The organism is Bartonella sp. MR90HLJMH (assembly GCF_042194115.1).
Taxonomy (GTDB): Bacteria; Pseudomonadota; Alphaproteobacteria; order Rhizobiales; family Rhizobiaceae; genus Bartonella; species Bartonella grahamii.
In genome coordinates, this window is record NZ_JBHIMM010000001.1 from 1 (window position 1) to 15,424 (window position 15,424).

At 38.6% G+C, this 15,424-nt stretch carries 14 protein-coding genes and 1 pseudogene; 8 read left to right on the forward strand and 7 right to left on the reverse strand.

Annotated features, from left to right (window positions below; genetic code table 11):
- Nucleotides 1-229: 229 nt before the first annotated feature.
- From ACFIJ9_RS00005 to ACFIJ9_RS08740, 6 genes and pseudogenes are all read left to right on the forward strand, one after another.
- On the forward strand, nt 230-373 hold the full coding sequence (locus tag ACFIJ9_RS00005) for a TrwH protein (protein WP_375635289.1): 144 nt from the start codon (nt 230-232) through the stop codon (nt 371-373).
- Nucleotides 370-1,071, forward strand: coding sequence for a virB8 family protein (locus tag ACFIJ9_RS00010; RefSeq protein WP_375635290.1), 702 nt, complete (start codon nt 370-372; stop codon nt 1,069-1,071). The genes ACFIJ9_RS00005 and ACFIJ9_RS00010 overlap by 4 nt, the downstream gene beginning before the upstream one ends.
- A 13-nt stretch (nt 1,072-1,084) precedes the next feature.
- Nucleotides 1,085-1,891, forward strand: a complete 807-nt coding sequence (gene virB9 / locus ACFIJ9_RS00015) for a P-type conjugative transfer protein VirB9 (RefSeq protein ID WP_375635291.1) — start codon at nt 1,085-1,087, stop codon at nt 1,889-1,891.
- Nucleotides 1,891-3,048 (forward strand): type IV secretion system protein VirB10, encoded by a 1,158-nt coding sequence (gene virB10, locus ACFIJ9_RS00020; RefSeq protein ID WP_375635460.1) that lies wholly within the window; start codon nt 1,891-1,893, stop codon nt 3,046-3,048. Before virB9 ends, virB10 begins: the two co-directional genes overlap by 1 nt.
- A complete protein-coding gene (gene virB11 / locus ACFIJ9_RS00025) occupies nt 3,023-4,084 on the forward strand; it encodes a P-type DNA transfer ATPase VirB11 (RefSeq protein WP_375635292.1) in 1,062 nt (353 codons plus the stop codon). Before virB10 ends, virB11 begins: the two co-directional genes overlap by 26 nt.
- 945 nt (nt 4,085-5,029) lie before the next feature.
- Nucleotides 5,030-6,017, forward strand: a pseudogene (locus tag ACFIJ9_RS08740) (integrase).
- Nucleotides 6,018-7,377: 1,360 nt separating this feature from the next.
- Here the strand turns inward: ACFIJ9_RS08740 and ACFIJ9_RS00030 are convergent.
- The 7 genes from ACFIJ9_RS00030 to rimM all read right to left on the reverse strand — a co-directional run bounded on the left by ACFIJ9_RS00030 (nt 7,378) and on the right by rimM (nt 13,495).
- Complete coding sequence (locus ACFIJ9_RS00030; RefSeq protein WP_375635293.1) at nt 7,378-8,157, reverse strand: succinate dehydrogenase iron-sulfur subunit; 780 nt, start codon at nt 8,155-8,157, stop codon at nt 7,378-7,380.
- Nucleotides 8,158-8,172: 15 nt separating this feature from the next.
- Nucleotides 8,173-10,017, reverse strand: coding sequence for a succinate dehydrogenase flavoprotein subunit (sdhA, locus tag ACFIJ9_RS00035; RefSeq protein WP_375635294.1), 1,845 nt, complete (start codon nt 10,015-10,017; stop codon nt 8,173-8,175).
- A 6-nt stretch (nt 10,018-10,023) separates the two neighbouring features.
- A complete protein-coding gene (sdhD, locus tag ACFIJ9_RS00040) occupies nt 10,024-10,410 on the reverse strand; it encodes a succinate dehydrogenase, hydrophobic membrane anchor protein (protein ID WP_375624899.1) in 387 nt (128 codons plus the stop codon).
- 18 nt (nt 10,411-10,428) lie between these two features.
- The gene (gene sdhC / locus ACFIJ9_RS00045; protein ID WP_015857037.1) at nt 10,429-10,830 is read right to left on the reverse strand and encodes a succinate dehydrogenase, cytochrome b556 subunit; all 402 of its coding nucleotides are present in this window, start codon (nt 10,828-10,830) and stop codon (nt 10,429-10,431) included.
- A 472-nt stretch (nt 10,831-11,302) separates the two neighbouring features.
- Entirely contained in the window at nt 11,303-11,743 is a 441-nt protein-coding gene (gene rplS / locus ACFIJ9_RS00050) for a 50S ribosomal protein L19 (RefSeq protein ID WP_375635295.1), read from the reverse strand.
- Nucleotides 11,744-11,952: 209 nt separating this feature from the next.
- Nucleotides 11,953-12,651 (reverse strand): tRNA (guanosine(37)-N1)-methyltransferase TrmD, encoded by a 699-nt coding sequence (gene trmD / locus ACFIJ9_RS00055; protein WP_015857039.1) that lies wholly within the window; start codon nt 12,649-12,651, stop codon nt 11,953-11,955.
- Nucleotides 12,652-12,937: 286 nt separating this feature from the next.
- Nucleotides 12,938-13,495 (reverse strand): ribosome maturation factor RimM, encoded by a 558-nt coding sequence (rimM, locus tag ACFIJ9_RS00060; RefSeq protein ID WP_375635296.1) that lies wholly within the window; start codon nt 13,493-13,495, stop codon nt 12,938-12,940.
- Nucleotides 13,496-13,627: 132 nt separating this feature from the next.
- Here rimM and ACFIJ9_RS00065 point away from each other — a divergent pair, with 132 nt between their 5' ends.
- Entirely contained in the window at nt 13,628-14,449 is an 822-nt protein-coding gene (locus ACFIJ9_RS00065) for a SapC family protein (RefSeq protein WP_015857041.1), read from the forward strand.
- Between the two features lie 3 nt (nt 14,450-14,452).
- Nucleotides 14,453-15,421 (forward strand): tyrosine recombinase XerC, encoded by a 969-nt coding sequence (locus ACFIJ9_RS00070; protein WP_375635297.1) that lies wholly within the window; start codon nt 14,453-14,455, stop codon nt 15,419-15,421.
- Nucleotides 15,422-15,424: the final 3 nt, after the last annotated feature.

The window sequence follows — 15,424 nt, forward strand, 5'->3', positions numbered from 1 at the left end:
AATGCTGCTCGTAACAGATGCCCTTAATATCCATATGACAAAATAACGAGGATATCCAATCCTAAAGTAAAAAATATTCGCACTAAAATTGAGCTATTTTCATAAATTAAAAAATGAAATTAAGAAAAGATCAATTATCGCAAACTATACACTTTACTTTAGTGTCAAAATTATAATAATGACAATAAATATTAAGATGCATATAATGGTAAAAAAGAGTCATATTAAAATGAAAAATATCATTCTTGTAATTTTGATTGCAAACCTTTTATCGGCTTGTGTATTAGCACCAAAGCTCAAACAGCCCAATGATAGGAACCGTGTGCCTATTAATAAAACAATCCCTGCCGAAATTAAGCGAGGAGACAGATGAAAACAAAACAAGTAAAACCAGTGAAAGCCGAACAACTTAGCAGTTATTATGAAGAAAGCCGTGGCTTAGAACGTGATCTTATTAATGAATTTATAAGATCGCGCAGAACAGCATGGCGTGTAGCGAGTACTGTTGGTCTTTTTGGCTTATTCGGTATGATATGTGGAGTCGTTGGGTTTTCTCAACCAGCTCCAACTCCCTTAGTATTGCGCGTTGATAACACGACGGGTGCAGTTGATGTTATCTCAGTCATGCGTGAACACAAAGAAAGCTATGGTGAAGTTGTAGATAGATATTGGCTAAACCAATATGTGCTTAACCGCGAAAATTACGACTACGATACGATTCAACTGAACTATGACACAACAGCACTTTTAAGTGCGGCATCTGTTCAACAAGAATATTATAAAATCTATGATGGAGAAAATGCACGGGACAAAGTGCTTTCCAATAAAGCACGTATCACAGTCAAAGTACGATCAATCCAGCTTAATGGACTCGGTCAAGCAACTGTACGTTTTACGACTCAGCAACTTGACAGCAGCGGTGCTACTACCGGACCAAAACAGCACCAGATTGCAACAATTGGTTACACCTATGTCAGTGCACCCATGAAATCATCTGATCGATTGCTTAACCCCCTTGGTTTTCAAATAACAAGTTACCGTTCTGACCCAGAAATACTGTTAAATGATTAAGGAATTGATTGTTATGAAAAAACTTGCGTTCGTTGTTCTATTGTCTTCGTTTTCTTCTCTTTATACGGTACCTGTGCAGGCGCTCAAAAGTCCATCAAATTCACAATATGATCACCGCATTCGCTATATAACATATAACGAAGCCGATGTGGTTCAAATTGAAACAGTTCTTGGTGTGGCAACACATATTATTCTTGAAGAAGGTGAACAGTATATCACTCATGCCTTTGGCGATTCAGAAGCCTATGCCTTTGCTCATAAAGGGCGGCATATTTTTATTAAACCAAAAGCAGAACTTGCCAATACCAATCTCATCGTTGTAACTGACAAACGGAGTTACAAATTCCGACTACAGTTTCGAAATGACCGTGCAGGATCAACATATGAATTAGCTTTCCATTATCCCGATTCAAATGATGAAAAGTCAGAAGAAAACAACCGACGCCTTGCGATTGAACGTGGTTTTCACCAAAGCGTCAAAGGCTATAATCTCAGTTATACTATGAGCGGTCATCAAGATATTGCTCCGATAAATGCTTGGGACAATGGGCGTATTACTTACTTCAAATTTCCCGCTAACATGGATATGCCATCGATTTATGTCGTAGATGCTGAAGGCAATGAAAGCTTAATACCACGCACCGTTATCGGCAGTTCTAATGATATTATCGCCGTTCATAAGGTCAATCCTAAATGGCTCATACGACTTGGTAAACGCGCTCTAGCTGTTTTTAATGAAGCCTATGACCCCAATGGCGTACCAAACACAACAGGGACAGTATCTTCGGTGGTTTATCGTATCAATAAAGGAGGAAAATGATGTTTGACAATAAGGAAGGAGAGGGAAAAGGTACAAAACTGGATAACGTCGAGCAAAAACATATTGAAGGTACTTATGGAGGGTCGGAACTAGGTTCTGAACGTCGTCCGACAATTCCAGGTACCCGTGCATTGTTAGTGGTAGGACTTATTGTCATAGTAACGATACCGATTGCCTTGACTTGGAAAGCTTTTAAAATGCGTAATACCGTGGAAGTTGAGGAAGAAAAACCACAACAAATAGTACAGCAAATTATACCAAACTATGTCCCTCGGATTATAGAAGAGCCGAAGATTGTAGAAGAAGCAGAAAAATCAGCACAAATAGAAGATTCAAACCTGGATATTCCACCGGCTTTGAGTAAGCTTCTTCAAACAGCCATTCCTCCACATATGCTCCAAGATTCTGAAGAATTAGCACGCAAACGTATGCTCAGTTCTAGCCTTAACAGCGGTGGTAGCGAAGGATCTACAGATACAAATAACAAAGCATCGAATAATGATAGAGGTAGTGGCGTATTATTTGATAACCTTCAGCCCGTACGTTTAGGTCAATCACATGCGGTGCAAATTCGTAACCGTGACTTTTTGATTACGCAAGGAACACAAATAGATTGCACGTTAGAAACAAAGATCATTACATCACAACCCGGAATGACGACCTGTCATTTAACACGCGATATTTATTCCACAAGTGGTCGTGTTGTTTTGCTTGACCGTGGTTCTAAAGTCGTTGGTTTTTACCAAAGTGGCATACAACAAGGACAAACGCGTGTGTTTGTGCAATGGTTACGCATCGAAACGCCTTCTGGTGTTGTTGTCAATCTTGACTCACCTGGCACAGGTCCTCTGGGTGAAGCGGGTATTGGTGGCTGGGTTGATAGACACTTTTGGGAGAGATTTGGTGGTGCAATTATGGTAAGCATTATCGGTGATTTAGGAGAATGGGTAAAAGGAAAAGTTAGTAAAATCAGTAAAGAAAATAAAGAGAACTCACAAAATAAAGGTGCTCAGAATGCTGAATCTATAGCAATCGATGTTCTTCAAAACTCCATCAATATCACACCAACACTTTACAAAAACCAAGGCGAACGAGTAAATATTTTTGTTGCTCGTGATCTGGATTTCAGCGATGTCTACAGTCTTGTCACACGTTAACCCGATACAGAAAGATCAAGCAGTTTTTCAGCTTCTACAACCGCTTGATTGTTTCTTAGAAGATCCCTCGATCACTGAATTATCGATTTGCCGCCCCTGTGAAGTATGGACGAAAAGCTTTAAGGGTTGGCAAGTACATAGCGTACCAGAGTTAACAACCACTTTTTTGCAAACGCTCATTACAGCTATTATCGTTTATAACGGTATGGCTCCCAAAAGTATTAATTATGTGCTATTGCCTGGTGGACAACGTGGTACAATTATACAAACGCCAGCTGTCGTTGATGGTGCTCTTTCCTTTGTAATTCGTAAACATTCTCTTATAGTTAAGACGTTAGAAGAACTCAAAGAAGAAGGTGCATTTGATGATTTCTCCGACGTAAGTTTTAACAAACCTTCGCAAAAAGAAGCAAATAACTTGTTATCGAAGCAGGACTTCACACGGTTGGAGCCATTTGAAGTTCAACTTTTGCAACATAAACGTGATGGAAAAATTCTTGACTTTTTACAAGAATGCGTCTTTCACAAACGCAACATTATTATTGCAGGTAAGACAGGATCTGGTAAAACAACATTTGCTCGCTCTTTAATTGAAAAGGTCCCTGTAGAGGAGCGTATTATCACAATTGAAGATGTTCATGAGCTTTTTCTACCCAATCATCCCAATCATGTACATATGATTTATGGTAATAATGTAGGCCGTGTTTCAGCTGAAGAATGCCTAGATGCGTGTATGCGTCAGTCGCCCGACCGAATTTTTCTCGCTGAATTGCGAGGTAATGAAGCATGGGAATATCTCAATTCACTCAACACTGGTCATCCCGGATCGATTACAACAACGCATGCCAACAGCGCTTTGCAGACATTTGAACGATGTGCCACCTTGATTAAAAGATCAGAAGTTGGCCGGCAACTCGAGTTAGAAATGATAAAAATCGTTCTCTATACAACAGTTGACGTAGTGTTGTTCTTTAGAGATAGAAAACTCTCTGAAGTCTTTTACGACCCGATTTTTGCCAAATCAAAAATCGCTTAAGGGGAACTTCCTCTCTCGGTAATATGATGCGAACAAAAATAGCCGTCACTAATTGTTACGGCTATTTTTTAACTTTTCCTATTCTCTTTACTTCTCCAATGCATTTTCTACACTCTTCATGAATAAAAGAAGAAAAAAGTTAATATACAAAAACTTTACGAGAAAACCAAATTATACATAAGGCTCTCTCTATTTTCTTACCTTTAATCATTTTTTCCATTTATCTTTTGATAAAGGTATGTTTGATGCAAAAAGAAATAGCTATAAAATAAATATTTCAACAAAAGAAAAGAATAAATTTTGATTCACCTATCAATGAAAGCTTTGTAAAATAGGTACTTTCGATCATCACAAATAATTATCGTCATCAAGACCAAAACTTATCGTTTAAAATTCTAAGTGCTATTTTCAAGTGATTAATAAATATGTTTTTTAACCAAACAATCTCCAGATACGGAAAACCTCATACGAAATAAACTATCATTTCGATTTAGCATCTATAAACCACATTCTATTTGGTAATAAAAAGTATAGTGGCATATCAACGTCTTCTTCGGACGAAGAAAGATTCTTAACCTCCGACTGTTCGTAAACAACCAAATTTCTCTTAAGCAAGCTTTGCTAACCATATCACGTGGCTTATGTCCCCATCCTAAAGACGATATCCATAGATTACACAAGGTAAGCTCTACTCTGAATATTCCTGCTCTCTTCTCTGCGCCTCAAAAAACGAAAATTCCTAAAAGCACAGATCTAAAATCCCACTTCTTAAGATGCATCACATTGATTTATAAAGAGTGTTCATTATTTTGCATGTTGGATAAAAGATCTTAGTACCGTAGGATTCTCTCATTTCATGTCTCTTGCACATTACAAATAAATAAAACCGTGTAGAATGAAACTGTATAAAAAAGCACTAAAAATGCCTCTTATAAACCGTCCCAAATGCCAAAAACTGTCGCAACATTGGGAGTTGGCAAAGTGTATAATGGCGCCCAGCTTGCTCTTTTATGAAGTGTAAAGATAGAAATGCTCTACAAATTTTATATTGTTCATCGGGACTTTACCATTATACCATCCACAAGCCCTGTCGCGAAATGAGCTTGGGAACTTTAAAGAGAGGGTTCTTTAAAACAAGCGCGTAAATTGACAAGCCAAATGTATTTGGTTTGGGCGTTCTGTTTTGCATAAGGGTTATGATCTTTTTAAAGAACGAAAGAAACAAAAGCGTAAAGCAATGCGTAATCTCTATTATTTAAAAGGCATTACTCTAGACGCTTTTGAAAGTCATAAAACTGAACTAAAAATGACGACCAAAATGCAAACTGGTTTGCACCTTTACAGCTTCATATTCCCCAAAAATTAGGAGGCTGTATACCGGTTTCAGAGATTACGCCAACAGAGAGATAAGTAATACTCTTAACTCCCATCTGATAGGTAAAAGCTACAACAGCAAAAGCTCTTTTAGAGAAACAACGCCATAAAGTCATTAATAAACCGACAATGAATTGGAGAAATGTTCTAGATTTTTATCAAACACTCTGCAAAGCAACAATAATGATACAACTGGCTTTGCGTCTGCTTATTCTTACAGGTGCTCGTACCCATCTCTTGCATCAATTCGTGAAGATCAGATTGAAGGGGATATATGGACAATTCTTGGCTCGAGAATATGAACGGTCTGCGTGATACTACAGGAGATTTTCGCGTGCCCTTATGATCAGAAGCATTAAAAATTTTAAAACAAGCACGCTTGTTTTTTCGCAATGATTTCTTTTTTCTGTAACCGATCGTGGTCCTTATTAATGTGAATTTCCTATCACAATATATAAGAGAGATTAGACTAAAAACCTGTCCACGTAGATTTCGCTCTAGTTTACGTAATTGGCTAACAGACTCCACCTATCACACCTCAAAGGACGAAGCCTCTTAACACGCAAAAACTAATCTGCAAACAATCCGCCCCCTCGCCTAGCAGATTTCAAACCACTTTAATTACCACATCCTAAATACGATAGTGTTTTATGGCACAATAGAATAAATACCAAAACAATGACTGATTATACCGTTAATACTTGGAAACCTCTTTTTCATGTTAAGAAATATCTTTTATGCTGAAAAATAAAAAACACTTTTACTGCTTAAACAACTTTCTTAAGCATACATACAAGAACAATGAAATACCCTAACATAATAAATAAGATCTAAATCTAGAAATCTCTATTTTTGATAGATAAAAACATATAACATCAAAACCTCCGAAACTCGTCAAAATACAACATATTTTCTTTGATGATTGAATTTATTCAACTCAAACGAACCTACAAACACCGCTTATTCCACATTCGCAACATGTGTTCTTAGAATTCTTACTATCGTTTTCTAAATTTTTAGAGAAACCTATAAATTTGCTATTTTTTCAAACGTCTTATCTGCTCTTTAATGAATTTAAATCTATGACGTTACAATAATTTTAAATTACTTCCCCCTTAACTGTATGATCTATCTCTACAATAGATAGGAATTTTAAGTTCTCCATTTTTTAAGAACTATAAATTTTGTTTTTTAATGCTATTAACAATCCAATCTTTAAAATAAAAAATATGACCTTTAAATATATAAATGATGTTATCAAAAATTCCTAATCCCTGAATATTCGCAATGTTTTCGATATTATAATAAACGTATCGTAAAATGACAAACTGTCATAATGATCACTTCTTTGTATTCCATATGAATAATTTACATTCGTTATAATATTTGTATCAGCATTTATTTTTTGTGCTCTATTTATACAGAGTTATATTTTTATAAAAAATGATTAATTGAATCTGCATTAAAATAAAAACTTTGATACGAATTTAATAAAATAAAAACACATGGCATATTGATTTTATTGTTTTTACACAGAACACTATTTAAAGTATAGTTTACCCGAAAGACTAATGCCTTTTTAAAGGCAATAATAACTATGGTAACCACCTCATAAAAGCCAATAAATTTTTAGAGATTAAACCTCAAGAAGCGCAAAAAACACGCACAATTTTCTGTTTTTCTTTTTACTGTTCGTTAATCGGTCAATTTTCAAAGTAATATTCAACTATGAGTTTTCTGCTCAGCCATTGCAAGGATTGCTTCTACAAGGATTGCTTAATTTTTAGAGATTACTTCGCTTTTAGAATGATTATAGCTACTGCACCCTCATAAGCAGCCGATCTTCTTTTAGAGATTTAATTGCTAAAAGGAGATACAATTTTCTACCTTGCGCTTCATTTTCATCAAGCAATAAATTTTCAAAGGCGGCGTTCAACCATGAGTTTTTTAATTTCAGCAATCGCTTTCGCTGGATTTAATCCCTTTGGACAAGTTTGCGCACAATTCATAATCGTATGGCAACGATAAAGGCGGAAAGGATCTTCTAAATTATCAAGACGTTCACCACACATCTCATCACGTGAATCCGCAATCCAGCGATAAGCTTGAAGCAAAACAGCGGGTCCCAAATAACGATCACCGTTCCACCAATAACTTGGACATGAAGTCTGACAACACGCACACAAAATACACTCATAAAGGCCATCGATTTTTTGGCGATCGGAGTGACTTTGTAACCATTCTTTCGCAGGTTCAGGAGAAACTGTTTGCAACCAAGGCTCAATGACTCGATGTTGCGCATAAAAGCGCTTCAAGTCAGGAACCAAATCTTTAACAACCGGCATGGAAGGCAAAGGATAGACTTTAATGGGGTGTTTTACATCATCCATCCCTTTGGTACAAGCCAATGTATTGATTCCATCAATATTCATCGCACATGAACCACAGATGCCTTCACGGCAAGATCGACGAAGTGTCAAAGTTGGATCAATATGGTTTTTAATAAACAAAAGCCCATCAAGAATCATTGGACCACAAGCAGAACGATCTACGTAATAAGTATCCAGACGAGGATTATTCTCATCATCTGGTGACCAACGGTAAACATGAAATTCTGTCAGCTCTGTCGCACCTTCAGGTTTAGGCCAAACCTTCCCCGGTTTGACTTGAGAGTTTTTGGGAAGCTTAATTTGTACCATAATTCGTGTCTCCCCTTAATAAACCCGTTTTTTAGGTGCAATGCGCTTTAAATCGATCCCACCATCAGCTTCAGATGTTAACGGGTCCACATGGACAGGTCGATATGATAACGTCACCTTACCCTCTTTTGACAAATGTGAAAGCGTATGTTTACGCCAGTTTTTATCATCACGCTCTGGATAATCTTCACGAGCATGAGCGCCACGGCTTTCTAAACGAGCTTGTGCAGAATGAACAGTCACAATTGCATTCGCCATGAGATTTTCAAGCTCTAATGTTTCAACCAAATCAGAATTCCATATCAGAGAACGATCTGTAACTTTGAGGTCAGACAATTCCCCCCAGATTTTATTCATCCGTTGACATCCTTGTTGCAAAGAATCTTCTGTACGGAATACTGCCGCATCTTCTTGCATTGTGCGTTGCATTTTTTCACGCAATAGAGCTGTTGGTATCGCCCCTTGTGCAAAACGTAAACGATCAAAACGCGCTATAATTTCGTCAACAGCTTCTTCATTGATGGGTGGAATTTCTGCATTCCGATCAATAACTTCGCCCGCGCGAATGGCAGCAGCACGACCAAACACCACAAGATCAATTAATGAATTTGACCCCAAGCGATTAGCCCCATGAACAGAAGCACATCCTGCTTCTCCTACCGCCATCAGCCCTGGTTGAATACGATCAGGCGAATCAGCCGTCGGATTGAGAACTTCCCCATAGTAATTGGTAGGAATCCCACCCATATTATAATGAACCGTTGGCAAGATGGGGATAGGCTCTTTTGTTACATCCACACCTGCAAAAATCCGTGCTGATTCCGAAATTCCCGGTAAACGTTCGTGCAAGATTGCAGGATCAATATGATTGAGAACCAAATGAATATGGTCCTTCTTAGGTCCAACGCCACGTCCTTCACGAATTTCAAGTGTGATACAACGCGAAACCAAGTCACGTGAAGCTAAATCCTTAAAGGAAGGTGCATAGCGCTCCATAAAGCGTTCACCTTCAGAATTGATTAAATAGCCTCCTTCACCACGAGCTCCTTCTGTAATTAAGCAGCCAGAACCGTAAATCCCTGTCGGATGGAATTGCACAAATTCCATATCCTGAAGTGGCAATCCAGCGCGTGCGACCATTCCACCACCATCACCCGTACAGGTATGCGCCGATGTCGCAGAAAAATAAGCCCGTCCATAACCACCGGTTGCAAGCACAACCATTTTGGCAGAAAAACGATGTATTGTACCATCATCGAGATCCCATGCCACAACCCCCGTACAAACCCCATCCGTCATGATAAGATCGAGTGCAAAATATTCAATAAAAAATTGCGCATTATGCTTTAAGCTTTGTCCATAAAGCGTATGCAAAATGGCATGGCCTGTACGGTCAGCTGCTGCACAAGTACGCTGAACAGGTGGACCTTCACCAAATTGTGTCGTATGTCCACCAAAAGGACGTTGATAAATTTTGCCTTCTTGCGTCCGCGAAAAAGGAACGCCATAATGTTCTAATTCGTAGACAGCAGCAGGTGCATTACGCACCAAATACTCCATTGCATCGGTATCACCCAACCAATCAGAACCTTTCACGGTATCATATAAATGCCACTGCCAATTGTCAGGTCCCATATTTGAAAGCGATGCAGCAATCCCCCCTTGTGCTGCAACCGTGTGTGAGCGAGTTGGAAAAACCTTCGTAATACAAGCTGTCTTTAATCCTTGTTCCGCCATACCAAGTGTTGCACGTAATCCTGCACCACCTGCCCCAACAACAACAACATCAAATTTATGATCTACAGTGCGATAAGGGGCGTTACCTGCTCTAGCGCCCAGAGATGATCCTGTACCCGCCATACTTGTTTAACCCCCTAATGCAATTTTCAAAAGAGAAAAAATAATGACACCACCTATAAGAAAACAAAATGAAATATTTAACGTCAAAAAGAATATTCGGAAACCTTCACGTGGAATATAATCTTCAATCACCACTTGCATACCAAGTTTCATATGATAAAGGACTGAAAAAGTCATCAATCCCATCAAAATAGCCACAACGGGATGTGCAAGCCGTGCACGCACAATACTATAATCCTTGCCTACAAGCGAAAGAATAAGAACAATAAAAAATATCAAAAGCGGCAGATTGACAAGCCCAGTCAAACGCTGTAGCCAAAAATGCTCTGTTCCTTCATGAGCACTCCCATGCCCCCGTACTTTTCCAAGTTCCGTTCGAAAGTCTTTTTTCATATCTCTTTTCACCCCCAGCTAAACAACGCTATATCCAATAATCCAAATTACAAAAGTAACAATAAGAGAGATAAACACTGTCGCCCAAGCAGTGACTGTTGCCTTTTCTTTTGCCAAAAGGCAAGGCATCATATCCCAAACAATGTGGCGAATACCACCAACCATGTGATGAACCCCTGCCAAAGTATAAAGAAACAAGATACACAATCCAAACCAAGAACTATAAATCTCGTGAACCGTTCTGAATGTCTCCTCCCCACAAGCAATAGCAATTAACCAAACAGCAAGAAAGACCATTCCAACATAAAGTGCCATACCCGTAACGCGATGCGCAATGGACATAGCCATAGTAATTGTCCAACGATAAATACTTATATGAGGGGAACGAGGGCGCTCTTTTATCCTAGTTGTTTCTGTCATAAAATATCCTGACCTGGTTTTTACTGCAACCGCAATGAACGAGAAAGTCCGCATAAAACGACTAAATATATTATCTCGTTTTTACTTGTTTGGCATCTCAAGATACCAATATTACAGGTCGGTTGTCTCAAATAACGGATTAAAGGTCACGCATAAAAAAACCGATTACTCCACGGATATAATCCGCAAAACTCGCCTTAATCTAATACAATTTTATCTTCACGTCAAAGGTCTAACATCTTTTCTCAAATATAAATAGGCATTTTTTCAGATTAAACTTATCTTTTTGAGTATCCACGATATATGCAATGATATCTAAATTCACCCGTTATTAAGAATAAAAAGAGGCAAAAATTGATAGATTAAACATTTTTATGTCCCCTCCAAGCCTTTTAAAAGACAAAACGAATCACAAAAGACACAAAAAGCGACTTTTATGCCGCTTTTGCATAAAGTTTAGCCGATATAATCTTTACTCAGCAACTTGCTTTTCAACATCTGTGCTTACAGCTGCTGCTTCTACTTTCTCAACAACCTTTTCAGCTTTTTTCCGATAATCTCTCTTTTCAGCGATACGCGCAGCTTTACCTCTCAAACCACGAAGATAATAGAGTTTTGCACGGCGCACTTTACCACGGCGCACCAGCTCAACACCTTCAATCAACGGAGAATAAACAGGAAACACCCGTTCTACCCCTTCACCATAAGAAATCTTGCGTACTGTAAAGGTCTCATTCAACCCACCGCCTGAACGCGCAATACAAACACCTTCGTAAGCCTGAACACGCGTCCGCGTACCTTCCGTCACACGCACCATGACACGGACTGTATCTCCTGGCTGAAAGGCTGGAAATTGGCGCTTTTCTTCAATTTTTGCACATTGTTCAGCTTCAAGTTGTGCGATAATATTCATTTCTTTTATCCTTCATGTTCTTTATCGAACAGTCAGAGCGCTCAACTCTTACCAAAAAAGCCTTTATTAAGAATAAGGAGCTCTTTAGGCTATGCCTTACACAGGAGCGAATACACCATTCCTTCATTTAATTTTGGAACTACAGAAAACCTTTTATAAAAAAACTCTCTAAAAAGAGAGCCATGCAATACACCACCTTATCATATGAATCAAGTTTTCTGATGATTTTTATCATAACGCGCATAAAGATCAGGACGACGTTGACGTGTTAACAATTCGGCTTGACTTTGACGCCAATCTGCGATCGCTTTGTGATGACCTGAGAGCAACACAGGCGGAATACCCCGCCCTTCGAAAAGGGAAGGACGTGTATATTGCGGATGTTCCAGCAAGCCATTTTCAAAACTTTCACTCTTCGCAGAAGCTGCATTCCCCATCACTCCAGGCAAAAGACGTATAATAGCATCTAAGATAACCAATGCAGCTGTTTCACCCCCTGAAAGAATATAATCACCTATAGAGACTTCTTCTAATTCTCGTGCTTCTATGACTCGCTCATCAACCCCTTCAAAACGTCCACAAACTAACGTTACACCCGTATCACGAGCCAAGCTATGCGCATAAGCTTGGTCAAAAGGGCGCCCACGTGGACTCATCAACAATCTTGGCGAATCCTGTGGACAAAAATCAAGAGCAGCCGCCAATACATCCGCCCGCATTACCATACCAGCCCCCCCACCAGCAGGTGTATCATCAACGCTATGGTGTTTGTCCAAAGCAAAATCCCTAATCTGTACCGTCTCCAGTGACCAAATTCCGCGCTCCAAAGCTTGCCCTGCTAAAGAATACCCTAAAAAACCAGGAAACATTTCAGGATAAAGGGTTAAAACGCGCGCCTGAAACTTCATTTTATTTCTCATCCTTATTTTCTTAAACAGACTCTAATAATAGCAAAAATAGCACAAACAAGACTTTTAACGCTATAGCGTTAATATAAATCTCCTTGATCTGCGTCATATTCAATACGATCCTTCTAAATACTTGCACTAAAAAAAGACTCTAAAAATTCAGGACTATCTCAAGATAAAGTGTTTACAATATCTACTCAAAAGTACATTTTTAATATTTCCACACTCTCCACTTTTTATTGACGAAATTCATCGGTTATTTTTCCCTTCATCTTTATTTTTAGATTCAAGCTATTTCCTTTTTATCATTGTCTCCCCCATCACTTAAACCAGCTGCCATGGGATCAACAACAAGAAAACCAGAATCCATACAAATTTCTGGTACCGCCACCTTACTAAAGGGAATAAGAACTCTTTTACCCGTATTCAAACGTATTTCAAGCAAATCACCAGCCCCGAAATTAAAGAAACCACACACTTCACCCACGACTTTTCCCCCAAAATCTTGAACACGCAAGCCTATTAAATCAACTTGATAAAACTCATCCTCATCCAGATCATCAATTAATTGATTACGCATCACATAAAGGCGAATACCTTTTAAAGACTCAGCAACATTACGATTTTCTACCCCTCTAAAACGTACAATCGCCTTATTTTTTTGTATACGAAGAGTTACAATTTCATAAGAACGCCCCATATCATCATAAAGAGTGCTGTAGGACTTGAAACGCTGTGGCTCAGCACTTAGAATTTTAACAAAAACATCTCCTTTTATACCATGAGGCATACCAATAATGGCAAGATAGACTTTATTTTTAAGCTTTTCTTTATTATACTTCATGCAAAAATATTATCTCTCAAAAATGAACCCTTTAATCTTATAGTTTTCTATTCAATCTTGTTGCCATATGAGACAATCTTCTAAAAGAACTTTCTTGGTAACAAAAAACAAATTAATAAAGGAGAAAGTCTTATGGCAAATATTATGCTATTTTACAAAGATATCACACCAATCAACAAAGTTTCCCATAAAAATCTAAAATTTGCTCCTCCAAGTGATATGTCTTTTGCCAAGGATACTCACTGGGTTCCTTTAGCAAGTACTGAATATTTTCAAGCAGCACTAGACTATCCCATTTTATTTATGTGCGCCGAAGATGAACAAAAAAAACGGCACTACACATCCGCGGCTCTTGTCGGTCTTTCTAATGACGAAAATGACTATATCGCTTCTGATAAAAGTTGGAAAACCAATACTTATGTCCCTGCTTTTGTCCGTCGCTATCCTTTTGTTCTGGCACAAATTAGCAATGAAAAAGAACTTTCTGTTTGCTTTGATCAACAGTCAGGTATGTTTAATGAAGTTGCAGGAACAGAACTTTTTAATTCCGACGGCTCTATTTCTCCTTTTATGGAAGAACGTATTCGTTTTCTTGAAAGTTTTAAAATCGCTATGGAGAAAACCTCTGAGTTTATTGATGCTCTTGTGGAAATGGATCTTCTAAGCCAGAAATCTATCAATGTGAAAAACGATAAAGGACTCTCAGCGCAATTGGAACATTTTTGGGTTGTTGATGAAGAAAAATTGAATAAATTATCAGCAAGCCAACTTGCCAAACTTCATAAAAATGGCTTTTTAGGATTAATTTTTGCGCATTTGATGTCAACACACAATCTCTTAAAAATACTCTCTCTCAAAGGTGAAAAGCAACTTATCAATCGTGAAGAGCAACCCCAAAACAAGAATGGTCATTCTAACGATGAAAAATCTAAAAAGAAAGAAACTCTCAACTAGATAATGCCTATCAAAAACGACAAGAGAAAAGATGAAAATATTCCTCTCATTCCAGCAGACCATGCAATTTTAAACGCAAGGAAAAATTGGTTAGAGTGTCTCGTCCAAACACGTCGTATGTCGGCACAAACAGTGCAAGCCTATGAACGTGATACGCGGCAATTTTTGTCTTTTCTCTGTCAACACTTAAGCCATACACCAACCCTTACAGATCTTGCTCTTTTACGCATCAGTGACTTGCGTGCTTATCTTGCTTATCGGCGTACAAACAATGTAAGTGCTCGCTCTTTAAGCCGCGGAGTGGCAGGCATACGTTCTTTTTTCAAGTACCTATCACGTGAAGGAATCGTCAATGTTCCCGCGGCTCAACTTATCCGAAGCCCCAAACACCCAAAATCACTCCCAAAACCTTTAGCGATCAAATCAGCACTTCACATAGTCAAACAAGAAAACCAGCTAGAAAATGAACCTTGGATTAACGCTCGTAATGCGGCTGTCCTCATGCTTCTCTATGGCTGTGGAATGCGAATATCAGAAGCCTTAAGCCTCACACCAGAACAATTTTCTGATCCTGAAAAAACAAGTTTATTTATAACAGGAAAAGGCGGCAAAACACGCCTTGTTCCTCTCATCAAAATTGTTTACGAAGCTGTACAAAATTATCTCAAATGTTGCCCATATCCTTTAGTGGATAACCAACCCATATTTCGCGGGGCACGAGGCGGCCCCCTACAGCCCGCCATTATTCAGAAAACTGTACGCAACTTACGAGCAAGCCTTGGTTTACCAGAAACTGCAACGCCTCACACACTGCGCCATTCTTTTGCCACCCATCTTTTATCACGGGGAGGAGATTTACGCACGATTCAAGAACTTCTTGGGCACGCTAGTCTTTCCACCACACAAATCTATACCCATGTCGATACAGACCATTTGTTAGAAATTTATCAAAAGGCCCATCCCCGTTCCTAAAAA

Coding starts and splice junctions, on each gene's coding strand:
- ACFIJ9_RS00005 (WP_375635289.1), top strand. CDS start 230: ATGAAAAATATCATTCTTGTAATTTTGATTGCAAACCTTTTATCGGCT.
- ACFIJ9_RS00010 (WP_375635290.1), top strand. CDS start 370: ATGAAAACAAAACAAGTAAAACCAGTGAAAGCCGAACAACTTAGCAGT.
- virB9 (WP_375635291.1), top strand. CDS start 1,085: ATGAAAAAACTTGCGTTCGTTGTTCTATTGTCTTCGTTTTCTTCTCTT.
- virB10 (WP_375635460.1), top strand. CDS start 1,891: ATGTTTGACAATAAGGAAGGAGAGGGAAAAGGTACAAAACTGGATAAC.
- virB11 (WP_375635292.1), top strand. CDS start 3,023: ATGTCTACAGTCTTGTCACACGTTAACCCGATACAGAAAGATCAAGCA.
- ACFIJ9_RS00030 (WP_375635293.1), bottom strand. CDS start 8,157: ATGGTACAAATTAAGCTTCCCAAAAACTCTCAAGTCAAACCGGGGAAG.
- sdhA (WP_375635294.1), bottom strand. CDS start 10,017: ATGGCGGGTACAGGATCATCTCTGGGCGCTAGAGCAGGTAACGCCCCT.
- sdhD (WP_375624899.1), bottom strand. CDS start 10,410: ATGAAAAAAGACTTTCGAACGGAACTTGGAAAAGTACGGGGGCATGGG.
- sdhC (WP_015857037.1), bottom strand. CDS start 10,830: ATGACAGAAACAACTAGGATAAAAGAGCGCCCTCGTTCCCCTCATATA.
- rplS (WP_375635295.1), bottom strand. CDS start 11,743: ATGAATATTATCGCACAACTTGAAGCTGAACAATGTGCAAAAATTGAA.
- trmD (WP_015857039.1), bottom strand. CDS start 12,651: ATGAAGTTTCAGGCGCGCGTTTTAACCCTTTATCCTGAAATGTTTCCT.
- rimM (WP_375635296.1), bottom strand. CDS start 13,495: ATGAAGTATAATAAAGAAAAGCTTAAAAATAAAGTCTATCTTGCCATT.
- ACFIJ9_RS00065 (WP_015857041.1), top strand. CDS start 13,628: ATGGCAAATATTATGCTATTTTACAAAGATATCACACCAATCAACAAA.
- ACFIJ9_RS00070 (WP_375635297.1), top strand. CDS start 14,453: ATGCCTATCAAAAACGACAAGAGAAAAGATGAAAATATTCCTCTCATT.